16 protein-coding genes, 1 tRNA gene and 2 riboswitches are annotated in these 21,678 nt (G+C 65.0%); of the genes, 9 read left to right on the top strand and 8 right to left on the bottom strand.

Annotated features, from left to right (window positions below; genetic code table 11):
* The first annotated feature begins 150 nt into the window (after positions 1–150).
* Entirely contained in the window at positions 151–1,551 is a 1,401-nt protein-coding gene (locus AC1RUR_RS20720) for a hypothetical protein (RefSeq protein ID WP_492847307.1), read from the top strand.
* Here AC1RUR_RS20720 and AC1RUR_RS20725 read toward each other — a convergent pair.
* A complete protein-coding gene (locus tag AC1RUR_RS20725) occupies positions 1,509–2,264 on the bottom strand; it encodes an alpha/beta fold hydrolase (RefSeq protein ID WP_492847309.1) in 756 nt (251 codons plus the stop codon). The two genes, AC1RUR_RS20720 and AC1RUR_RS20725, sit on opposite strands and share 43 nt — an antisense overlap.
* Before the next feature lie 38 nt (positions 2,265–2,302).
* Positions 2,303–3,439 carry a hypothetical protein gene (locus AC1RUR_RS20730; protein WP_492847311.1) on the bottom strand — a complete coding sequence of 379 codons (1,137 nt, stop codon included), beginning with the start codon at positions 3,437–3,439 and terminating at the stop codon, positions 2,303–2,305.
* A 318-nt stretch (positions 3,440–3,757) separates the two neighbouring features.
* On the opposite strand from AC1RUR_RS20730, the gene AC1RUR_RS20735 reads away from it, so the two are divergent.
* Positions 3,758–4,003: a zinc-finger domain-containing protein gene (locus AC1RUR_RS20735; RefSeq protein ID WP_007602543.1), complete on the top strand. Its 246-nt coding sequence runs from the start codon at positions 3,758–3,760 to the stop codon at positions 4,001–4,003.
* A 19-nt stretch (positions 4,004–4,022) separates the two neighbouring features.
* On the top strand, positions 4,023–5,225 hold the full coding sequence (locus AC1RUR_RS20740; protein WP_492847313.1) for an FAD-dependent monooxygenase: 1,203 nt from the start codon (positions 4,023–4,025) through the stop codon (positions 5,223–5,225).
* Between the two features lie 10 nt (positions 5,226–5,235).
* Here AC1RUR_RS20740 and AC1RUR_RS20745 read toward each other — a convergent pair whose 3' ends face one another.
* On the bottom strand, positions 5,236–5,679 hold the full coding sequence (locus tag AC1RUR_RS20745; RefSeq protein WP_492847315.1) for a twin-arginine translocation pathway signal: 444 nt from the start codon (positions 5,677–5,679) through the stop codon (positions 5,236–5,238).
* A gap of 173 nt (positions 5,680–5,852) precedes the next feature.
* On the opposite strand from AC1RUR_RS20745, the gene AC1RUR_RS20750 reads away from it, so the two are divergent.
* Together AC1RUR_RS20750 and AC1RUR_RS20755 are read left to right on the top strand one after the other, a co-directional pair.
* Positions 5,853–5,941, top strand: a tRNA-Leu gene (locus tag AC1RUR_RS20750).
* Positions 5,942–6,187: 246 nt separating this feature from the next.
* Positions 6,188–7,711, top strand: coding sequence for a hypothetical protein (locus AC1RUR_RS20755; RefSeq protein ID WP_492847317.1), 1,524 nt, complete (start codon positions 6,188–6,190; stop codon positions 7,709–7,711).
* A gap of 2 nt (positions 7,712–7,713) precedes the next feature.
* Here AC1RUR_RS20755 and AC1RUR_RS20760 read toward each other — a convergent pair whose 3' ends face one another.
* Both AC1RUR_RS20760 and AC1RUR_RS20765 read right to left on the bottom strand, forming a co-directional pair.
* Positions 7,714–9,039 (bottom strand): hypothetical protein, encoded by a 1,326-nt coding sequence (locus AC1RUR_RS20760; protein ID WP_492847319.1) that lies wholly within the window; start codon positions 9,037–9,039, stop codon positions 7,714–7,716.
* On the bottom strand, positions 9,036–10,367 hold the full coding sequence (locus AC1RUR_RS20765; RefSeq protein WP_492847321.1) for a hypothetical protein: 1,332 nt from the start codon (positions 10,365–10,367) through the stop codon (positions 9,036–9,038). The genes AC1RUR_RS20760 and AC1RUR_RS20765 overlap by 4 nt, the downstream gene beginning before the upstream one ends.
* A 449-nt stretch (positions 10,368–10,816) precedes the next feature.
* Here AC1RUR_RS20765 and AC1RUR_RS20770 point away from each other — a divergent pair, with 449 nt between their 5' ends.
* Entirely contained in the window at positions 10,817–12,067 is a 1,251-nt protein-coding gene (locus AC1RUR_RS20770; RefSeq protein ID WP_492847323.1) for a multidrug effflux MFS transporter, read from the top strand.
* Between the two features lie 202 nt (positions 12,068–12,269).
* Here AC1RUR_RS20770 and AC1RUR_RS20775 read toward each other — a convergent pair whose 3' ends face one another.
* The 3 genes from AC1RUR_RS20775 to AC1RUR_RS20785 all read right to left on the bottom strand — a co-directional run bounded on the left by AC1RUR_RS20775 (position 12,270) and on the right by AC1RUR_RS20785 (position 17,424).
* Positions 12,270–13,865 carry a glycosyltransferase family 39 protein gene (locus AC1RUR_RS20775; protein WP_492847412.1) on the bottom strand — a complete coding sequence of 532 codons (1,596 nt, stop codon included), beginning with the start codon at positions 13,863–13,865 and terminating at the stop codon, positions 12,270–12,272.
* 241 nt (positions 13,866–14,106) lie between these two features.
* Positions 14,107–15,714, bottom strand: a complete 1,608-nt coding sequence (locus tag AC1RUR_RS20780; protein ID WP_492847325.1) for an ABC transporter substrate-binding protein — start codon at positions 15,712–15,714, stop codon at positions 14,107–14,109.
* Between the two features lie 99 nt (positions 15,715–15,813).
* A complete protein-coding gene (locus AC1RUR_RS20785) occupies positions 15,814–17,424 on the bottom strand; it encodes an ABC transporter substrate-binding protein (RefSeq protein WP_492847327.1) in 1,611 nt (536 codons plus the stop codon).
* A 269-nt stretch (positions 17,425–17,693) separates the two neighbouring features.
* Between AC1RUR_RS20785 and AC1RUR_RS20790 the strand changes: the two genes are divergently transcribed.
* From AC1RUR_RS20790 to AC1RUR_RS20800, 3 genes are all read left to right on the top strand, one after another.
* Complete coding sequence (locus tag AC1RUR_RS20790; RefSeq protein WP_492847328.1) at positions 17,694–18,824, top strand: M20/M25/M40 family metallo-hydrolase; 1,131 nt, start codon at positions 17,694–17,696, stop codon at positions 18,822–18,824.
* A gap of 95 nt (positions 18,825–18,919) precedes the next feature.
* A riboswitch (glycine riboswitch) is annotated at positions 18,920–19,024 on the top strand.
* Positions 19,025–19,027: 3 nt separating this feature from the next.
* A riboswitch (glycine riboswitch) is annotated at positions 19,028–19,142 on the top strand.
* Positions 19,143–19,210: 68 nt separating this feature from the next.
* On the top strand, positions 19,211–20,548 hold the full coding sequence (locus AC1RUR_RS20795) for a D-amino acid dehydrogenase (protein WP_492847330.1): 1,338 nt from the start codon (positions 19,211–19,213) through the stop codon (positions 20,546–20,548).
* 178 nt (positions 20,549–20,726) lie between these two features.
* Positions 20,727–21,668 carry an ABC transporter permease gene (locus AC1RUR_RS20800; protein ID WP_492847332.1) on the top strand — a complete coding sequence of 314 codons (942 nt, stop codon included), beginning with the start codon at positions 20,727–20,729 and terminating at the stop codon, positions 21,666–21,668.
* Positions 21,669–21,678 lie beyond the last annotated feature (10 nt).

Here is a 21,678-nt window from a genome sequence, read left to right on the forward strand (position 1 = left end):
CACAATGGTTTCTTCTGGCGCCCCCGGACGGCAAGGTTGGCTCAAAATGGTCAGGGTTTTGGCAAATTCAAGCCGGACAGCGTCAAACTATTGGTGAATTCTCTCCCGACCCTTATTGCAGGCATGGTCGCTAGCGACGACGGAGCGGATTTGACCACCACCACCGACCATTTGCGCGCGCGCGCCGCTGATACCTTCTGGCTGCGGCTCGCAGCTCTGGCCTTGCCCGTTCTCTTGCCCCTCCTGATGATCGCGCCGGCGGTCTGGAACGGCTATCCGCTGTTGCAATGGGATACCGGCGGCTATCTGGCGCGCTGGTACGAGGGCTATCTCGTCCCGAGCCGGTCCACCGTGTTCGGCCTCTATCTGCACTATGGCGAAAGCTTCGGCTTCTGGATCAACCTCGCGGTCCAGTCGCTGGCGACGCTGTGGCTGCTCCAGCTGACCTTGCGCGTGCTCTCGATGATGCAGACGTTCCGCTTCGTCGCGATCAGCCTGCTGCTGATCCTGTCGACCGCGCTGCCCTGGCTCGCCAGCATGCTGCTCACCGACATTTTTGCGGGGCTGTCGGTGTTGTCGCTGTTCCTGCTGGTCGTCGGTGGACAGCGAACGTCAACGCTCGAAAAAGCCGCGCTGTTCGTCTTCACCGCCTTCGCCGCCGCGACCCACAGCGCCACGCTCGGCGTGCTGCTCGGGCTCTGCGTCGCCGGCTGGATGATGCGGCCGTTCCTCGGTGCGCGCCTGCCGTTGGCCGGATTGACGCAGGCGAGCCTGACCATCGTCGTGGGCGGAGCGATGCTGGTGTCGGCGAACCATGCGCTGTCGGGCAAATGGGCCTGGACGCCCGGCGGCTACGGCGTCGCCTTCGGACGCATGATGCAGGACGGCATCGTCGCGCGTTATCTGAGCGACCATTGCCCGCGCGAAAAACTCAAGCTCTGCCCCTATCGCCACGAATTGCCGGCGACCGCCGACGAATTCCTGTGGGGCAACAGCATGTTCAACACGCTCGGCCGGTTCGAGGGCATGAACGACGAGATGAGCACCATCGTCGTGCAATCGCTCGCCGACTATCCGGCCTGGCAGGCCGGCGCGGCGTTGCGGGCGATGGGCCAGCAATTGCTGCATGTGGCGACCGGCGAAGGCACCAATGGCTGGATTCCCCACACCCGCGGCATCATCGAGCGCTACATCCCTGCGCAGGCGGCGCCGATGCGCGCGGCGCGCCAGCAGAACTGGGGCCTCGATTTCAAATACGTCAACTGGCTGCACGTTCCCGTCGCGCTGGTCTCGATGCTGGGACTGGTCGCGCTGCTCGCGCGCGCGCTCGCGAACCGCCGGCTGGACGATCTGACGCTGCTGGCGGCAACCGTGACGCTGGCGCTGCTCGGCAACGCCTTCATCTGCGCGGTGATCTCCGGTCCGCACGACCGCTACGGCGCGCGGATGGTGTGGGTTGCGACCTTCGTGGTGCTGATGGCGGTGGGGCGGAGGTTCGGCGACGAGACTCAGCCCCGCCGCGACAGGAAATCCAGCACGCCTGTCTTGTAGACCTTGTCGCCGACGGCGCGCATGTGATCGCGGCCGGGAATATCGAGCACTTCAGAGCCAGGAATGATGGCGCCGAGCGCGCTGGCGGAGCCCGCGACGTCGTCGGTCGAGCCGACCGCAATCAGCACGGGCACGTCGATGCGCGCGGCCTGCTCCTTCGTCATGAGCTCGCGCGTGCCGCGCAGGCACGCCGCAAGCGCCTTACGGTCCGAACGGGTCTGATCGGCAAACGCGCGGAAGGTGCGGCCGACGGGATCGGTGACGTCGTCGAGCGCAGGCGCTTCCAGCGCCTTGGCGACGTTCTCGCCGGGCCCGGTGCCCTCGATCAGGCCACCGATGCCGATGCCGCCGAGGATCGCCGAGCGCAGGCGCTGCGGCTCGTTGAGGCCGAGCCAGGCCGTCATCCGCCCGCCCATCGAATAGCCCATGATGTCGGCCTGCGGGATGGCGAGATGATCCATCAGCGCGAGCACGTCGCCGGCCATGGTGGGAATGGAATATTGCGCGGGCTCGTAGAGCTTTGCGCTTTCGCCATGGCCGCGATTGTCGAGCGCGATGACGCGGCGGCCGTTCTTGCGCAGCTCCGAGACCCAGGTCGGATAGACCCAGTTCACGTTCTTGCTGGAGGCAAAACCGTGCACCAGGATGATCGGGTCGCCCTCGCCTTCGTCGAGATAGGCAATTTCAACAGCGCCGTTGTGAAAGCTCGGCATCATCAGTTCCGCAAGTCGTTGTGGGGGGAGGATTGATCTTAGGCCGTGGCGGCCGTGTTCGCCAGAGCGGCTTCGGCAGCGACCTGCGCCCGGCGCAGCCTCCGCGCTCGTCTGCGATCGCACCAGGCTTGAGTCAGACGCTCGGTGGTGGCCTTGATCGAGGATAGCAGGCCGAACAGCGTCAGTGCCGCCCCGAACAGCCAGAGCGCCAGATCGAACATGCCGCCGACGAGCAGCAGCGCGCCGCGGCCCAGAAGCTTCATGATCGCGCGGGTCTTGCCGCCTTGCGCTTCCGCAAGCCGCGCCGCGCGGGCGACGTCCTTGGGGCCCTCGGCAATACGCAGCGTATCCATGGCGCCGCGCGTGCCGGTCTTCTCGGCCACGCGCGTGACGTCCTTGCCGAGCCGGACCAGCGCACCGGCCTTCTCGGCGCGGAACGCGGCCTTGATCGCGCTCACCGTCTCGCCCGGCCGCAGCACGGAGCCCGACGCAACCGCGTTCTGGAGCCTCGGCGTATCGACGATCTCGCGCGCGGACCGGCCGGCCCAGGCGGCAAGCCCCTCGCCCAGCCGTCCGACTTTCCGCGCATCCTTGACCAGCGACAGGCCGGCACGTACCGGTGCCGCGCCGCCGACCGACACATAGGTCACGGCCGTCACCGCGAGGCCCGCGGCGGCAAGGCCCAGCACCAGGCGGTCGGTGTCCTCGCCCATGGCGAGATGCTTGCCTTCCCGGACCACGTCCCTGATGTCACCGATCACGAAGAGATCGCCGGCGACCGTCCCCGACAGGCTCGCGACATCGTCGGCGCTGCCGGTGACGAGCCCGGTGGCGAAGCGCTTGGCAAAATGCGAGGTGGAGTTTTCGTCCTTGACCGCATCACCCACGCGGGCGAGGAGGTCGTCGGGCAGCGCGATGTTGCGGTCACGCGCCAGCGCAACAAAACTGTCGGCGAGATCGGCATCATCAGCGGCGAGCGCGGCCTCGATATTGTCCTGAACCAGTCGGTCGTTTTGCCGCAGAACGGCGTCGAGCTTCAGCTCGGACAGCACGGCCGGATCATCCTGGGCGGCGAGAATCGCGCCGGCCTCGCGGGCGTGCGGCGCTACCTGCGCGAGCAGGAAACCGCATGCGGCAATACCGGTCAACGCTGTGCTGATTCGCAGCCACTTCATGCCAAGAGCCCGGACGTTTCCTAGATCGTTTGCCTGGATCGTTTGCGCCTGATGGTTGGTCTTTTGCCGCAATTGCACGCGTTCAAGACATAGTATGCCAAAATTGCGACACAACGTCCCCGACGAAAGAAGGGCTTCTCTCAGGCCGCAAGATTGTGTCGAATTTGCATGAGCAAATGAGCATGGGGCAATGCGGACCTTTCGGTTCCACTGGACTAGCAATCACCCGTACCCCCCAGTATGGTCCGCCGCGTCTCAAAAGATACCGCGTCAGCGTTGATTGTGTCTGCCGCCACTGCCACTCCAGGATGAGTTACGATGTCCGACCATGTCGTCCCGCACTTCCATAACGATGCCGGTGTTCCCGTCATCGAGATCGGCTCGCAAGAGTTCATGTGCGTGGGCGCCAACCCTCCGTTCGACCATCCGCACGTCTTCCTCGACCTCGGCAACGACAACGAGATCATCTGCCCCTACTGCTCGACGCTGTACCGCTTCGCGGCCGACCTGAAGGCCGGCGAAGCCCGTCCGCCGGAATGCGTCCTGAAGGACAAGGTGGCCTGACCGCGTCCACCGGTCAGGGGTGGCGCTCTCCCGAACGATTGTCATTGCCGGTGCCGGCATCGGTGGACTGACGGCCGCGCTTGCGCTGGCCGCCCGCGGCTTCCGCATCGTCGTGCTGGAAAAGGCCGAGCAGCTCGAAGAAGTCGGCGCCGGCCTGCAACTCTCCCCCAACGCGAGCCGCGTGCTGGTCGCGCTCGGCCTCGCCGACCGGCTCAAGCTGCGTGCCGTCGTCCCGGAGGCGGTCTCGATCATGAGCGCGCGCGCCGGCGGCGAACTCCTGCGCATGCCGCTCGGCGAAGCCGCCTCCGCGCGGGCCGGCGCGCCCTATTGGGTGGTGCACCGTGCGGATCTGCAATCCGCCCTCGCCGGCGCGGTCGCCGACCATCCCGACATCGACCTGAAGCTGGGTGCGACCTTCGAGGACGTCGCGCCTCACGCCAAGGGACTGACGGTGGTCCATCGCAGCGGCACGATCCGCCGCAGCGATCTTGCCAGCGCACTGATCGGCGCCGACGGCATCTGGTCGACGGTTCGCCAGCATCTGTTTCCCGAGGTGCAGCCGCGCTTCTCCGGGCTGATCGCTTGGCGCGGCACGCTCGACGCCACGCAGCTGCCGAAGGATTTTACCGCGCGCCGGGTCCAGCTGTGGATGGGTCCGAACGCCCATCTCGTCGTCTATCCGATCGCAGGCGGACGCCAGATCAACGTGGTCGCGGTGCTGCCGGGCACCTGGAACAGGCCGGGCTGGAGCACATCGGGCGATCCGCGCGAGGTGATGGATGCCTTCGCCGCGCCGCGCTGGCCCTCGCAAGCGCGGATGATGCTCGCCGCGGTCGACAGCTGGCGGAAATGGGCGCTGTTCGGCGTGCCGGACGGCTGCCCCTGGAGCCAAGGCCCGGTCGCGCTGCTCGGCGACGCCGTGCACGCGATGCTGCCGTTCGCCGCGCAAGGCGCCGGCATGGCGATCGAGGATGCCGCCGTGCTCGCGCAGCACCTCAGCCCCGAGGTCGCCGAGAACGCCGCGGGCATTAGCGCTGCGCTGAGGCAATATGGCCAGATGCGCCAGGCCCGCGTGCGCCGGGTGCAGCGAACCGCGCGGCAGCAGGGCCGGATCTATCATCTCGGCGGGCCGCTCGCCGTCGCGCGCGATCTTGCGATCCGCACCCTCGGTCCGGAACGCATGCTGGCGCGGCAGGACTGGATCTACGGCTGGCGGGCTTAGGGCATGGCCGTCAGTTGACGGCGCCACGCGACTTCAGCTTGGACGGCTTGGCGGGGCTCGCCGGCGCCGGTGCTACCGTCGGCTGAGCTGGCGGCGCCGCCGCCTCCATGTCGCTCTCGCGGCACCTGTTCCTCCGCCAGGTCTCCTCAACCAGCTTCTGCTGTCCCCGCGCGGCAATGTATTCGTTGCGATAGGCGAGTTCTGCGACCACGACGCCGCCCGTCCCGGTCTCGGCCTTCGCCATCAGCCGCTCGAGCTCCTCGATGCGCTTGACGAGGTTTCTGCGCTCGGGCGCGAGTTGCTTGCAATCCCAGAGGTCATAGCGGGCGGGATCGACGAAGGCCGGGCTGATGGTGTCGCTGACGCTCGCGCAGCCGGCGAGCGCCACACAGAGCGCGAACAGCGGAAGCAGCGCGCGCGCGGGGCGGCAGCGGGAGAGAAACGAGACAGGCATGCCGGATGAATAGTCCCCGTGGATTGAGAATGCCTAAAGCAGCAACAGATGTCCGGATTGAGGCTTTGCCTTGTGCGGCCGGCTCGCTTAAGGAAGAACCGTCCACCCGGCCCGCGAAGTACCAATTCCAGACGGCCGGAGCTGGACTTAAGTGTTTGATCTCGTTGGATCAAGCGGGCATGGCGGAATTGGTAGACGCAAGGGACTTAAAATCCCTCGGTGCGCAAGCGCTGTGCCGGTTCGACCCCGGCTGCCCGCACCACGAGAGCTGACGGCGCCGGGCGCGGGCGGCAGGGTCTGCAGGCGTCTCACGCCCGTCACGCACACCGCTACGCGCAATCATTCGTTTACCAGCGCGCCGTCCCGCTGGCAGGACCCGCCAGCCGTCACCAACCTTTACTCCACCTTAGATCGTCTTCCTCTAAAGCGAATGAGGTCTGCGTCCGTCGCCGCGGATCTCGGGGAAACGCGGGGCTTGGGGCGACCGGCTTCGATGGTGAGAGCTCTCATGGACGCGCGCGAGAATTGGTCCCGGTCCGGGATTGCCGGGGCGTTCGGACGCTACCTGCATGGGCGCGAGATCTACCTCTTCCTGATCGCTTTCCTGTCGGTGTTCTACGTGTCCAACGGGCCGGTTCAGCTGGGCCATTACGACCTCGGCTGGCACATCGCCGCCGGCGACCTGATCAGGGAACGCGGCGCGGTCCCGTTTCAGGATCCATGGGCTTTCACCCTGGCAGACAAGCGATGGTATAATCTGTCGTGGCTGTGGGACGTGATTGCCAGCGTGCTGTACCAGCACGCCGGCTTCGCGGGGATCGTCCTGATGGTCGTCGCCTGCGGCGCGATCATCGTCGCATATCTCACGTTCTCAGGCTTGAGCAGCGGCGCATCGCCCGCGGCCGTCTGCATCACCGTCTTCACCGCATGCCTGCTCTATCCCTGCTACGAGGCGGCGCCCAACACGTACCTGGCGGCGTCGCCCAATATCGCGACCATGCTGTTCGCGGTCATCTTCTACGGGGAATGCCTGCGGCGGCGCAGATGGTACCTGTTGCCGGTGATCATGGTCCTCTGGGTCAACCTGCATGGCGGCTTCATGCTCGCCTTTCCCATCATCGGCGTCTTCGGCGGGATAGCCTTGCTGCGGCGGGACTGGGCGAACTTCGGGCATGACTGCCTCGCGGGTGTGGGATGTTTCGCCGCGATCTTCGTCAATCCGCTGGGATGGCACATCTACGACGGCGTGATGGCGACGCTGGGTCACTTCATCCAGGCCAATATCGGCGAATGGCGCCCCTATTTCCACAACATGGAGATACCGGGAAGCATTCCCGGCATCGCCTATGCATTGACGTTCATTGCGCTTGAGCTGCGCTACCGAAACTCAAAGCCCATTCCATTGGAGCCGCGCGTGCTCGCATGGCTGTTCCTGTTGCTCGGCCTCTATCAGTTCAGGTACGCCGCGTTCTTCTTCATCTTCTCGACGGTCCCGATGGCGCTTCACGTCGACCGGCTGTTGCCCCGACGCCTTGCGAGTTTCGACATAAGGCTCGCAATGCTGGCAGCCGGACTCGTGGGTGTCCTGGTGCTGCCGCTTGCTTTCATGCAGGTGAGACCGGCCCTCGCGCTGCCGGACATGCTCTCGGACGAGGATGCCGGCTATCTGCGGACGCATTTCACGCATTCGCGCGTGCTGAACCATTGGAACGCGGGCGGGCTCCTGATCTTCCGGACGCACGGCTCGGTGCCGCTGTTCGTCGACGGCCGGGCGGCGACCGCCTATCCGGACGAGCTGCTCCGCGACTATCTCAAGCTGGTTCGCTGGGAGATCGACGAGACCGCCTGGGATACGGTGATCAGGAAATATCGGATCGATGCGGTGCTCTGGGTCAGGGGCCATGAGCAGCTGAGGCAATTCCTCGTCGGCCGAAGGGGCTGGAGAGAGGACTACACAGGAGCGTATATGAGCCTCTACACCGCGCAGCCGGCCTCCTCGCTCGAGGGCCCCAACGCGGCCGCGTCAAGGTAGGATTACGTCCGCTGCGCCTCGTGCAGCTGTGCCAGGTGACCTGACGGCCGGCGCGGCAGCAGAAGCCAGAAACAGATTAGCGCGATCGTGAGCTGGCCATATCCGCCCATGAACGCGGTCACCGCGGCTGATGCCAGGGTCGGGATGGCGACCGCGACCGTCAGCACGGCCACCATCATCAGCGCAGGCAGGTCAATGACGAGAACGGCCGCGTAGAGCGCCACCTGGAAGAAGGTGTACTCCTTCGGTCTGGGCGTGCAGAGATAGAGCGCGTACATCGCAAGCACGGTGATGCGCATCGCGGCGCCGGGATGATCCACGAGCCAGTCGTCGAGTGCCTGAAGCAGCGAGAGCTTGCCGGCCCGGCCCTGCGACCCGACCATGTGCCACACGGAGACCGCGAACGGCGCGAGCACGAGCGTGACCGCGATGAACCCATAGAGGCTGACCACGACCAGCTTGCTGTCGGCAAGCCCGATGCGGCCTGCAAGCGTCATCGCAACGAGGAGCAGCGACGGATTGACCTCGTTCACGGGCGAATGCTGTCCGGGGATCTGGCCGAGGATCGCACCCAGCCAGCTCCGAAACAGATCCGGGTAGAACACCAGCGAAGCCAGGATCGGCAGGGCGAACATGCCCGCCGCGACCGCGATCAGGGCGAGCTTGCGAGGTCTTGGTTGCGGCAGGAAATAGAGCGCGGCAAGCACCGGGACAAACACCAGCTTGAACGCGGTGACGAGGCCGAGCAAGGCCGCGCCGGCGAGTTGCGGCAAGAGGCTCGCGCCGCCTCCGTCCTCCGACTGCGCGGGACGCAGCAATAATGCCAGCGAGGCGGCCGTCAGCAAGCCGCTCAGGATCTCGAAATTGCCGGTCGCAATGACCCAATCGAAGCCGAGGAAACCGCCGAGCGCGAACGCGCTCCGCAGCACGACGTCCCGCACGCGTCGGCGGATCTTGCCGAGACCCGGCAGCAGCAGCGCGCAGATGACCGCAAGGACAAGATAGATCGGCTTGTAATAGGCAACGAGAAACCCGCCGGCGCAGAGCGGCCGAAAGGCATCGAGAGTGACGGGAAGATAGGGGTAGGACAGCTTGGTGTCCTTCAGGTTCTTGACGAAATAGGGGTCGAGCCCCGCAAGGTGCGCATCCACTGCCACGCAGTTCACCCGCATGTCCCAGCCGAACGTCTCGTCCGCGCCGAGATCGACGGCGACGGATGTGGCGACGAGCACCACGGCAGCGACCAGGATGATGCGGGTCGGCCAGCTGCTTCCCGACGCGTTCGCGGCAAGGGGCCCGGCATCTGCGGACGAGGCGATGCTCGTCATGGCTGCGTGCCATCCGGCTCGAGGCGCATCGGTTCGGCGCGAAAATCGAGCAGCAGGATCCAGAAGCATGTCAGCGCGACAATGAGCAGGCTGAAGCCGCCCTCGATCGTATGCCCCGTCATCGAGATCAGACCGGGCACGAGGAGAGCGACGGAGAGAACGGCGGCGAGGGCCAGGGCCGGAAGATCGGCGACGAGGATCGCGGCATAGAGCGCGAGTTCGAAGAAGGCATATTCCTTGAGCCGCGGCGAGCTGACATAAAGCGCAAACATCGCGAGCACCGTGACGCGCGCGGCCGCGCTGGGGTGGTCCATCAGCCAGCGATCCAGCCGCGTCAGAAACGATCCCCCTCCCCGCACCGCTCCGCTCCCGACCGCGCGCAGGACGGACAGGACGAACGGCACCAGCACGAGCGCGGACACGCCGAGCGCATAGGTCGCGAACATCGCCGGCTTGCTGTCACCAAGGCCGGCATGGTCCATGAGGCTGCGCGCCAGCAGCAGCAGCGACGGATTGAGCTCCACGAGATCGACGGAATGCTGATTGGGGATCTGCCCCGCAATCGCAAGCAGCCAGCTCGAGAACAGGTCGGCGTAGAACACCCGCGAGACCAGGATCGGCAAGGCGAAGCCGAACACCGCCATCGCGATCAGCGCCAGCTTGCGGCCGCGCGGCAACGGCAGGAAATAGAGCGCGGCGAGCAAGGGACAGAACACCAGCTTGAATGACGTCACGAGGCCGAGCAGCGCGGCGCCGGCAAGGCGAAGGGAGAAGCTGCGGTCGTCCTGTGCGCCAGATGCCGGCGGGCGCAGCAGGAGCTTCAGCGCGGCCGCGGTCAGCACGCCGCCCAGGATCGCGAAATTCCCCGACGCGGCGACCCATTCGAAGCCGACGAACGCGCCGAACGCGCAGAGCATCCTCAGCGCGACATCGCGCAGGCTCGGGCGCGGCCGGCCGAGACCAGGCAGGAGCAGGCCGCAGAGCACGGCGAGGACGAGATAAACGCTCCTGTAGTGATCGACCAGAAAGCCGCCCGCACACAGGGGGCGAAAGACGTCGAGCGTCACCGGCAGATAGGGGTAGGAAAACCTGGTGCCCTTCAGGTTCTTGACGAAGTAGGGATCAAGCCCGCCGGCATGGGCATCGACCGCGGCGCAATTGACGCGAACGTCCCAGCCATAGTTCAGGTCGAGCGTGGCGTCGCTGACGAGATTGCCGAGCACCAGCAGCGCGGTCAGCGCGATCAGGCAGGCAAGCCAGATGTTCCGCCTCGCGGTCATGTCCACCGAAGGACCGAACCATCGTGCTGCACCGGTCACGTCGGACACCGCGAAATACCTGTCTTACCGGGTTCCCCGGGCGCCTGCCCGGCGCCCCGCCGGGCCACAATGGACAGGATGAGTTGCGGATTCATCTCCCCGATGCGCCGTCCGCGATCTTATGGTGAATATCTGGTTGCCGCCCCGCGGCCGGACGGCAGCCGAACCGGTCGCCCGCCATCGTGGCCGCCCCAACAGCTAGGCGCCGCCTACCGCGACGCGCGGGCGGCCAGCGCGAAGGCTGCGTCCAGCAGCTGCTCGTGCGGCACGACACGGTTGATCAATCCGATGTCGTGAGCTCGCAGCGGGGAAAAAGGATCGCCGGTCAGGCCGCCGGAGCGACGGCTACCTCACCAACTCGTGTCCGCCACCGCCCCGCCTGACAGCCATCCCGAAACATGGGTTGTGCGACGCAGCATGGGGGATAGATAAGCCCTTGAATTTCAGAGGTGAGCTTCTTGTCCGACGTCAATGCCGACGATTGGGTGTCCTCCGGACACCGACCCATGGGTTTTCCCGAATTCGTCATCGTCATCGCGTCCATCATGGCGCTGAATCCGCTCGCGATGGACATGATGCTGCCGGCGCTCCCCAACATCGGGGTGGCCTTCAAGATTCCCGTCGCCAATCATCTCCAGCTCGTGCTGTCGACCTTCCTGATCGGCTTCGGCGCGGGCCAGTTCGTCATGGGACCGTTGTCGGACCGCTTCGGCCGCCGCCCGGTGCTGCTCGGCGGCATGGCCGTCTATGCGGTGGCGAGCGTGCTGGCGGTGGCCGCGCCCTCGTTCGAGACGCTGCTGCTGGCGCGCGCGTTGCAGGGCTTCGGCACCTCGGCGACGCGCGTGATCGCGACCTCGATCGTGCGCGACTGCTATGTCGGCCGCCGCATGGCGAGCGTGATGTCGCTGGCGATGATGATCTTCATCGCGGTGCCCGTGATCGCGCCGTCGTTCGGACAGGCTGTGCTGCTGGTGACGCAATGGCGCGGCATCTTCGTCGTGCTGATGCTGTACGGGCTGCTCGCGCTGGCGTGGTCGGTGCTGCGGCTGCCCGAGACCCTACCGGTCTCGGAGCGCAGGTCGCTGGCGCCGCGCGACGTGCTCGCGGCCTATTGGCAGACCGTGAGCAATCGCCAGACCATCGGCTACGCACTCGCCGCCGGCAGCGTCATGGGCGCGCTGTTTGCCTACGTGTTCTCGGCGCAGCAGGTGTTCACCGGCATCTATCATCTCGGCCATTATTTTCCGCTCGCTTTCGCCGCGATCGCGGCCGGCACGGCCGTCGCCGGCTTCCTCAATTCCCAGCTGGTCGGGCGGCTCGGCATGCGCGTGATCTCGCATGGCGCGCTGACGCTCTATGCCGTGGTCGCCAGCGTCATGCTGGTCACCGAAATCCTGAACGTGCTGCCGCTTGCGCTGTTCATGGCGCTGTCGGCCCTCATGATGTTCTCGTTCGGCATGATGGTCGCCAACTTCACCGCGCTCGCCATGGAGCCGCAGGGCCATATCGCCGGCACCGCCTCCTCGCTCTACGGCTCGATCACGACGCTGATCGGCATCGCGGTCGGCATGGCGATCGGGCAGAGCTTTGACGGCACGCTGCTGCCGTTCTCGGTCGGCTTCTTCCTGTCGACGCTGGCTGCGCTCGCGATCGTGCTGGTGGTGGAGAAGGGCCGGCTGTTCAAGCCGCATCATCGCCCCATCACCTAAAGGAACTTCCTGATGGCCTCGATGTTGTACTGCAGCAATTCGAGAGGCCGCTGCCATGGAACCGGAACGTCGCGAAAATCCCACCCCGAATCGGCCTGATACGGGGCGTTCCGAACCCGATTCCGAGCAGGCTGAGTTCACCGCCCCGTTCGTGAGCGAAGGCCTCGAGCGGGTGCGCGACAGCCATTGCTGAGCGCGACGCCTATTCCGTCGGACGCCTGCTGGCACTGAAATCGTCTGCAGCGCTCTCGGGCGCCGTGCCGCTTCCGCGCGGCGGCACCATCAGCACGACCACCTCCCGCGTGAGACCGGGCCGGCCGAACAGCGCGGCCCGCACGGTGAACTCACGCCTGACGAAATGTCCGGCGCGGGAGGACACCCACTCCATCCACTGGTTGCAATAGTCCTGGCCCCGGAAACAGAGCGCGGCCCAGCCGTGGTCCGGCGTCATCTCGCGCGGCAAGCCCGAAGCGTATTCATACTCGAACGGCCGTGCATAATGCGGATGGTCGGGGCTGTAGAACGCCGTCGCAAAGGCCAGCGCACCATCGCCACTCACGGCGCGCAGCGGCTCGCCGGTCAGTTTGCGCCACTCGCGCGTCAATTCGCTGCCCGCCTGCGCGTAGAGATTCCGGGCCTCTTCGTAGCCGTGATTGTTGCGATGGACGGCATGGATCGGGGCCGCGACCAGGACGGCGGCGAGCGCGACCCCGGTCACGATCACCGTGACATTGACGGTGTAGAAGCGCTCGATCGGGTAGCGCGTGCCGCAGACCACGAGAACGACGAACAGGAACAGGCCCTGCAACGCCCACAGCGACGGCAGATCCGTCCCCATCACCAGCGACGTCAGGACCGGCAGCACGATCGTGCCGACCGCAACATGGAAGAGAAGCCGCAGGCCGGGACTCATCGCCGCGAAGTCCGCGGGAAACTGCTTCAGCCGCGTGCCGGCGATGAGTATCCAGAGCACGGCCGACGCGCTGATCGCCGCCACCAGCCCCAGCAGGAAATTCTTCACCTCACCGAGCGAGCTCGCGACGTTGCCGTTGGCGTGGTTCATCGCATAGGTGAAGGTCGAGGCCCCCGTCGTCGCCAGCCAGTAGAGATGCGGCGACAGCGCCGCGAGTCCGACGACGACCGAGATCCAGGGCGAAGCGGAGGTGAAATAGGCGCGCCGCGCCGGATGCGTCAGCGCGGCAAGAACGAAGCTCGCGACGAGAAAGATCGAATAATACTTGCCGACCATGGCGAGCGCCGTGGTGCATCCCACTGCGATCGCCCACAGCGAAGCGCGCGTCTCGAATGCACGCAGGAAGCACCAGGTGGCCAGCGGCCAGGTCGCGAGCAGCACCGCATTGGCGTTGAAGCGCTGGGCGTGGAATTGATAGGCCGGCGTCAACATCAAGAGCAGCAGCACCAGGATGCGCTTGTGCCCGGTCACGAACTGCCGCGATATCCGGTCAACGAAGAACAGCGCAAGCCCGGCATTGGCCATCGCCATCAGTTGCAGCGACCCGTCGCTGAGCGGAAAGACTGAGGTCCACGCCGCCGTAACCCACCCCATCAGCGGCGGGTGCTTGTCATAGCCCCAAGCGAAATTCCGTCCCAGCGTCCAGGCCTCGAGCGTATCAGGATGCAGGCCGCCGCCGGCATAGGCGATGGCCAGATAGAGCGTCCAGATCGCAACGAAACAGGCGATGAGAAGCGGCACGGCCCAGCCAGCTTCGACGCCGTCGAGCCAGCGCAGGAAAGGCCGGCGCCATCGCGCCGGCGCGCGATCGGACCGTTCGGCCATCGCCTGGAGTGCAAAATCAATCGGCACGGGAATCAAATGGGACAAGGAAAGTGATGCGTGAAGTCCACACATCTAGTTCAGATCGGAAACAAATAGCAACGACTGGAAACTGGAAGAGTTAAGAGCTCCACGGCCTTCTCGAGCTGACGCCACGCCGACAAATGACAACGGCGCCGCTGACAGCGGCGCCGCGATGACCGGGACGAAGGTGCGGGTGCACCTTCTCCTGCCTGGTCTTGCCTTACTCGGTCTTGTCGATGTTCCAGAACACCGGGGTTGCCGGGCCGTCGAGCACGCCGGTCAGCGACTTCCGCCACGCGCTCGGTACCTGATACTGGCCGAGCGGCATGTAGAGCACCTGGTCATAGGCCTCCTTCTGGATCTCGGTCGCGATCTTCTTCTGATCATCGAGCGTCGCCGCGCGGACGAAGTCATCCTTGAGCTTCTCGATCTTGGCATCTTCCGCCCAGCCGAACCAGCCGCCCTTCGTGCCCTGCCCGCCGACAGCGACGTTGGAGATCGGGTTGGACGCGTCGGCGCTGACCCAGTTCGTGATGAACATGTTCCAGCCGCCTTCCTTCGGCGGCTTCTGGCTGGCGCGCCGGCTCACCACCGTTTGCCAGTCGGTCGACTGCATGTCGACCTTGAAGCCGGCTTCGCGCAGTTGCTGGGCCACCACGATCGGTTGCGCCTTCAGCGTCAGCACGTCGCCCGGCGCCATCAGCACGACGGGCGTCCCGTCGTAACCGGACTCGGCGAGCGCCTTCCTGGCCGCAGCAATGTCGCCGCCCTTGGCGAGGGTCTCGCCGCCAACCTCGGTCGCAAACGGCGTGTCGCAGATGAAGATCGCGGCGCAAGTCTTGTAGTACTTGGGATTGCCGATCAGCGCATCGAGCACGTCCTTCTGCTTCATCGCCAAAAGTGCTGCGCGGCGGACCTTGACGTTATCGAATGGCGGATGAAGGAAGTTCATCCGTGCGCCGGTCTGGAATCCGAACTTGTTGAGGATCTGGGTCTTGAGCTCCTTGTCGGCTTCGATGGCGGGCAACATTTCGATGGCGGGATTTTCCATGAAATCGATGTCACCGGACTGAAGCGCGTTCAACGCCGTCTGCGCGTCCGGCATCGTAATCCATTCGACGCGATCGACCTTCACCACCTTGCCGCCGGCGGTCCAGCTTGCCGGCTCCTTGCGCGGCACGTAGTCGGTGTTCTTGACGTAGATCGACTTCACGCCTGGCTGGAACTCGCTCTGCACGAACTTGAACGGGCCGGAGCCGATCTGCTCGGGGATCTGCTTGTCCACCGGCGTCTCGGCGAGACGCTTCGGCATCATGAAAGCGACCCGCGAGGACGGCTTGCCGATCGATTCCAGCACGAGCGCGTACGGCTCCTTCAGCTTCAGCGTGATGGTCCTGGGATCGGTCGCCTCGATGCTCGCGGTGAACAGCATCATCTGCTGCCCCATGCCGTCGACAGCGGCCCAGCGCTTGAGGGAGGCAACGCAATCTTCCGCGGTGACCGGCGTACCGTCATGCCATTTCAGGCCATCGCGCAGCGTGAAGGTGTAGGTCAGCTTGTCGTCGGAGATCTTCCAGTCCGCCATCTGCGGCTGGATCTTGAAGTTCGCATCCGTCGCGATCAGCGTGTCGAAGACCATGTAGCCATGATCGCGGGAGATATAGGCACTGGTGAAGATCGGATCGAGGACGCGCAGATCCGAATGCATCACGGCGCTGACGGTCTTGCCTGCGGCAAGAGCCGGCGGGGCCAGTGCCGAAAGCGCCGCGATTGAAAGCGCAAATGTGGAGGCGAACGATCGGCGCCCCCGACGCACGAATTGGAACATTGACGTTCTCCTGGCGAGCGAGCGGTTGGCGAGCGGCGCCGCCGATGACAGCGGCGCCGCGTATTGGTCGGGATGGAATGGTTTCAGATACCCTTCGCCCTACTCCGTCTTGTCGACGTTCCAGAAGATCGGCGTGGCCGGGCCGTCGAGCACGCCGGTGAGCGACTTCCGCCACGCGCTCGGCGCCTGGTACTGGCCGAGCGGAATGTAGATCACCTGGTCGTAGGCTTCCTTCTGGATCTCGGTCGCGATCTTCTTCTGGTCGTCGAGCGAGGCGGCGCGGACGAAATCGTCCTTGAGCTTCTCGATCTTGGCGTCCTCCGCCCAGCCGAACCAGCCGCCCTTCTTGCCCTGGCCGCCAATCGAGAGATTGGAGATCGGGTTGGAGACGTCGGCGCTGACCCAGTTGGTGAAGAACATGTTCCAGCCACCCTCCTTCGGAGGCTTCTGGCTGGCACGGCGGCTCACCACGGTCTGCCAGTCAGTGGCCTGGAGGTCGACCTTGAAGCCAGCTTCACGTAGCGCCTGCGCGGCAACGATGGGCTGGGCTTTGAGCGTGGTGACGTCGCCGGGCGCCATGATCACGACGGGCGTTCCGTCATAGCCCGACTCGGCAAGCAGCTTCTTGGCCTCGGCCATGCCGTTGCCCTTAACCAGCGATTCGGAACCGACGTCGGTCGCGAACGGCGTGTCGCAGATGAAGAAGGCGCCGCAGATCTTGTAGTACTTGGGATTGCCGATCAGCGCGTCGAGCACGTCCTTCTGCTTCATTGCCAGAAGTGCCGCGCGGCGGATCTTCTGATTGTCGAACGGCGGATAGAGGAAGTTCATGCGCCCGAGCGTCTGGAAGCCGAACTTGTTCAGCACCTGGACGTTGAGATCCTTGTTGCCTTCGAGAACTGGAACGAGATCGAACGACGGATTCTCGAGGAAGTCGATGTCTCCGGATTGCAGCGCGTTCACGGCGGTCTGCGAGTCAGGCATGGTAACCCATTCGACGCGGTCGACCTTCACGACCTTGCCGCCTGCGGTCCAGCTTGCCGGCTCCTTGCGCGGCACATAATCCGTGTTCTTGACGTAGACCGCCTTCACGCCCGGCTGGAATTCGCCCTGCACGAACTTGAAGGGGCCGGAGCCGATCTGCTCGGGAATCGGCTTGTCCGGCGGCGTCTCGGCAAGGCGCTTCGGCATCATGAAGGCGACGCGCGAGGATGGCTTGCCGATCGAATCGAGGACCAGACTGTAAGGCTCCTTGAGCTTCAGCGTGATGGTCTTGGGATCGGTCGCCTCGATGCTGGCAGTGAATTGCATCAATTGCTGGCCCATGCCGTCGACCGCGGCCCAGCGCTTGAGCGAGGCGACGCAGTCTTCCGCCGTCACCGGTGCACCGTCGTGCCACTTGAGGCCGTCGCGCAGCGTGAAAGTGTAGGTCAGCTTGTCGTCGGAGATTTTCCAGTCCGCCATCTGCGGCTGGATCTTGAAGTTCGAATCCGTCGAGATCAGCGTGTCGTAGACCATGTAGCCATGGTCACGCGTGATGTAGGCGGTGGTGAAGATCGGATCGATGATACGCAGATCCGAATGCATCACCGCCGTGATGGTCTTGCCTGCCGCGAGCACGGGCGAGGCCAGTGCCGTCGAAAGCGCAACGACCGACAGCGCAAGTTTGGAGGCGAACGCGCGAGGCCCCCGGCGCATGAAGTGCAACATTGAAGTTTCTCCTGACGTGAAACTGGTCAAAGGCGGATTATTGGTTGAGCATCCGGTTCGTTCTTTAGGCGACCTAAGCTCATGCAATGCCTTTATCTTTTCGAGACTTGCAGACAGTCTTGAGCGCGTCAATCCGGTTTCGCTGCAAGCCCAAGCAGCGCGCGCACGGGCTCCACAAAGATCGGTTAAGCTCTACAACGCTTTCCGCTTGTCCTGCCCCGCGCCAATGCAATGCGCGTTCCATCTTTCGCAGTTTGAGAGACATTAAGATGAATCCAGCCAATCTTCCCTTCGATTCAGAGGCAATGCTCCAGGGCCTGCGCGGCTGGGTGGAATGCGAAAGCCCGACCTGGGACGCGGGCGCGGTGAACCGCATGCTCGATATCGCAGCGCGGGACATGGCGATCATGGGTGCGACGATCGAGCGCATCGCCGGACGGCAAGGCTTTGGCGGCGTCATCCGCGCGCGCTTCCCGCACCCGAAGCAGGGCGAGCCGGGCATCCTGATCGCCGGACACATGGATACCGTCCATCCGGTCGGCACCATCGAGAAGCTGAAATGGCGGCGCGAGGGCAACAAGTGCTACGGCCCCGGCATCTACGACATGAAGGGCGGCAACTATCTCTCGCTGGAAGCGATCCGGCAGCTGGCGCGCGCCTCGTTCACCACGCCGCTGCCGATCACCGTGCTGTTCACGCCGGACGAGGAAGTCGGCACGCCCTCGACGCGCGACATCATCGAGGCGGAAGCAGCGCGCAACAAGTACGTGCTGGTGCCCGAGCCCGGCCGCGCCGACAACGGCGTCACCACCGGACGTTACGCCATCGCGCGCTTCAATCTCGAAGCGACGGGCCGGCCGAGCCACGCCGGCGCGACGCTGTCGGCAGGCCGCTCGGCGATCCGCGAGATGGCGCGGCAGATCCTCGCGATCGATGCGATGACCACGGAGGACTGCACCTTCTCGGTCGGTGTTGTGCATGGCGGACAATGGGTCAATTGCGTTGCTACGACCGCGACTGGCGAGGCGCTCTCGATGGCCAAGCGCCAGGCCGATCTCGACCGTGGCGTCGAAAGAATGCTGGCGCTTTCGGGCACGGCCAATGACGTCACCTTCAAGGTGACGCGCGGCGTGACGCGTCCGGTGTGGGAGCCGGATGCCGGCACGATGGCGCTCTACGAAAAGGCGCGCGGCATCGCCGAACAGCTTGGCGCAAAGCTGCCGCATGCAAGTTCCGGCGGCGGCTCCGACGGCAACTTCACCGGCGCGATGGGCATCCCGACGCTCGACGGCCTCGGCGTGCGCGGCGGCAATGGCCATACGCTCGAGGAGTTCATCGAGGTCGATAGTCTGGTCGAGCGCGGCCGCTTGATGGCCGGATTGCTGGCGACACTGGAGTAAATTGAATCAATTTCGCACTGCACAATGCGTTGGCAGTCGCGGTCGAAATTTAGCCTTGTCTAAAAATGAGGCGTATCGTACTGCTCGCCCGTCCACGCGACGATGCGGGAGAGATCGCAACGAAGGTTTTCAGCTTTCGTTGCGGCGCCGACGGAGCAACCGCCCCGGAAACTCTCAGGCAAAAGGACTGTATCGTCAGGACGATCTGGAGAGAGACGACACGATTCCAATTGGTCGTGACGTCCACCGAAGGGGATAGTCCGCACCGGCCTCGTCGAGGTCCGCGCCGGATCAAGCTCTCAGGTAACCGTGACAGATGGGGCGCCGCCAACGGCCTTGTGGCTGGCGGTCAGCCGACTCTAACTCACGGGAGCCCCGAATCTGCCATGACCCATATCGCCATCATCGGCGCCGGCATCACCGGCGTGACGACTGCCTATGCCCTGCTCGAACGCGGCTTTGAGGTGACGGTGCTCGACAAGCACCGCTACGCCGCGATGGAAACCTCGTTCGCCAATGGCGGACAGCTCTCCGCCAGCAACGCCGAAGTCTGGAACAGCACCGCGACGATCCTCAAAGGCCTGCGCTGGATGTTCCGGCGCGACGCGCCGCTGCTGATGAACCCGCGGCCGAACTGGCACAAATATTCGTGGATGAGCGAGTTCGTCGCCAATATCGGCAACTACCGCGCCAACACGATCGAGACCACGCGGCTCGCGATCGAAGCCCGCAAGCATCTGTTCGAGATTGCAACGCGCGAAGGCATCGATTTCGACCTCGAACGCCGCGGCATCCTCCACATCTATCACGACAAGAAGGGGTTCGAATCCGGCCTGCGCGTCAACGCGCTGTTGCAGGAAGGCGGCCTCGATCGCCGCCCGGTGACATCAGAGGAAATCCGCACGATCGAGCCGACGCTGCGCAAGGACTATTACGGCGGCTTCTACACGCCGTCGGATGCGACCGGCGATATCCACAAATTCACCCGCGGGCTGGCGGAGGCCTGCAAACGTCGCGGCGCGACGTTCATCCACGACGCCAATATCGATTCGATCGCGCGCGCCGGCAGTGGCTTCGTCCTTGGCTGGGCCGATCTTGCAGCGAGCGATGCGATTGCATCCGCGCGCGGCACGCTGAAGGCGGACGGCGTCGTGGTCTGCGCCGGCGTTGCCAGCCGGCACTTCGCCGCCCTCCTCGACGAGCGCGTCAACGTCTATCCGGTGAAGGGTTACTCGATCACCGTGCAGCTCGATACCGCCGAAAGCCGCAGCGCGACGCCGACGGTCAGCCTGCTCGACGAAGCCGCCAAGATCGTCACCAGCCGGCTCGGCGCCGATCGTTTCCGCGTGGCGGGCACGGCCGAATTCAACGACTTCAACCGCGACATCCGCGCCGACCGCGTGCAGCCGCTGGTCGACTGGGTGCGCAACAACTTCCCCGCCGTCGAAACGTCGCGTGTCATCCCGTGGGCCGGGCTGCGGCCGATGATGCCGAACATGATGCCGGTGGTGCGCGCCGGGCGGATCCCGGGCGTGTTCTTCAACACCGGCCACGGCCATCTCGGCTGGACCCTGTCGGCGGCCACGGCGCAGATGATTGCCGGAACCATCGACGGCTGGCGCGGGCTCAATGCGCCGCCGACCGTGCCTTCACGTCAGGTTGAACTTGGAGTTGAACTTGGAGCTGAACTTGGGGTTGCGCGCGAGCTGCGTCATGCATCCTGAGTGGTCGCAAACCGACGCGGGGGCGGCCCCTTGCGACCGCCCTGCCCTTGGCACACAATTTGCCCCGAAAGGTCGGCATCTCCGGCCGGCTTTCCCAGCCCGCAGGCACGCATGATAGACACGATCGAATCCACGGGCGCCCCGAGGCCCCACACATTCCGCATCCGGAGATAGATGCATGCTAGGTTATCTCGTCCGCCGTGTTCTGGCCGCCGTGCCCGTGATGGGCGTCGTCGCGCTGTTCGTGTTCCTGCTGCTGCGGCTGACGCCGGGCGATCCCGCTGCAATTCTCGCCGGCGACAACGCGACGCCGGAACGGCTCGAGCGCATCCGCGACTCGCTCGGCCTGAACGAGCCGCTGATCGTGCAGTTCATCACCTGGGTGAACAAGCTGCTGCACGGCGACCTCGGCACGTCGCTGATCTCCAACCTGCCGGTCATCAAGATGATCAGCCAGCGCGTCGAGCCGTCGATCTCGATCGCGCTCTCGACCATCATCCTCGCCGTCATCGTCGCCGTGCCCCTGGGCGTGATCGCGGCGTGGAAGCACGGCACCTGGATCGATCGCTTCGTGATGGGTCTGTCCGTGCTCGGCTTCTCGGTGCCGGTGTTCGTGGTCGGCTACATCCTGATCCAGGTCTTCGCCATCGATCTGCGCTGGGTGCCGGTGCAGGGCTTCCGCAGCATCTTTAACGGCTTCGGACCGTTTTTCGAGCGCATCATCCTGCCGACCTGCGCGCTCTCCTTCATCTATATCGCGTTGATCGCACGCATGACGCGCGCGGCGATGCTCGACGTGCTCGGCGAGGACTACGTCCGCACGGCGCGGGCAAAGGGCATCAACGAGGTCGCGGTGATGATGCGGCATGCGCTGCGCAATGCCGCCGTGCCCGTGATCACCGTGATCGGTACCGGCTTTGCACTGCTGATCTCCGGCGTCGTCGTCACCGAGAGCGTGTTCAACATCCCCGGCATCGGCCGCCTCACGGTGGATGCGGTGCTGGCGCGCGATTATCCGGTCATCCAGGCGATGATCCTGTTGACGTCGCTGATCTACGTCATCGTCAATCTCCTGATCGACGTCGCCTACACGCTGCTCGATCCCCGGATCCGGTACTAGGGCTAAAGGA

Source organism: Bradyrhizobium sp. GW821-FHT12B03, assembly GCF_058807535.1.

Excerpts from the sequence above, each read along its gene's own strand:
- AC1RUR_RS20725 (WP_492847309.1), bottom strand. The coding sequence starts at position 2,264 with ATGCCGAGCTTTCACAACGGCGCTGTTGAAATTGCCTATCTCGACGAA.
- AC1RUR_RS20730 (WP_492847311.1), bottom strand. The coding sequence starts at position 3,439 with ATGAAGTGGCTGCGAATCAGCACAGCGTTGACCGGTATTGCCGCATGC.
- AC1RUR_RS20735 (WP_007602543.1), top strand. The coding sequence starts at position 3,758 with ATGTCCGACCATGTCGTCCCGCACTTCCATAACGATGCCGGTGTTCCC.
- AC1RUR_RS20745 (WP_492847315.1), bottom strand. The coding sequence starts at position 5,679 with ATGCCTGTCTCGTTTCTCTCCCGCTGCCGCCCCGCGCGCGCGCTGCTT.
- AC1RUR_RS20755 (WP_492847317.1), top strand. The coding sequence starts at position 6,188 with ATGGACGCGCGCGAGAATTGGTCCCGGTCCGGGATTGCCGGGGCGTTC.
- AC1RUR_RS20760 (WP_492847319.1), bottom strand. The coding sequence starts at position 9,039 with ATGACGAGCATCGCCTCGTCCGCAGATGCCGGGCCCCTTGCCGCGAAC.
- AC1RUR_RS20775 (WP_492847412.1), bottom strand. The coding sequence starts at position 13,865 with ATGGCCGAACGGTCCGATCGCGCGCCGGCGCGATGGCGCCGGCCTTTC.
- AC1RUR_RS20780 (WP_492847325.1), bottom strand. The coding sequence starts at position 15,714 with ATGTTCCAATTCGTGCGTCGGGGGCGCCGATCGTTCGCCTCCACATTT.
- AC1RUR_RS20785 (WP_492847327.1), bottom strand. The coding sequence starts at position 17,424 with ATGTTGCACTTCATGCGCCGGGGGCCTCGCGCGTTCGCCTCCAAACTT.
- AC1RUR_RS20790 (WP_492847328.1), top strand. The coding sequence starts at position 17,694 with ATGAATCCAGCCAATCTTCCCTTCGATTCAGAGGCAATGCTCCAGGGC.
- AC1RUR_RS20795 (WP_492847330.1), top strand. The coding sequence starts at position 19,211 with ATGACCCATATCGCCATCATCGGCGCCGGCATCACCGGCGTGACGACT.
- AC1RUR_RS20800 (WP_492847332.1), top strand. The coding sequence starts at position 20,727 with ATGCTAGGTTATCTCGTCCGCCGTGTTCTGGCCGCCGTGCCCGTGATG.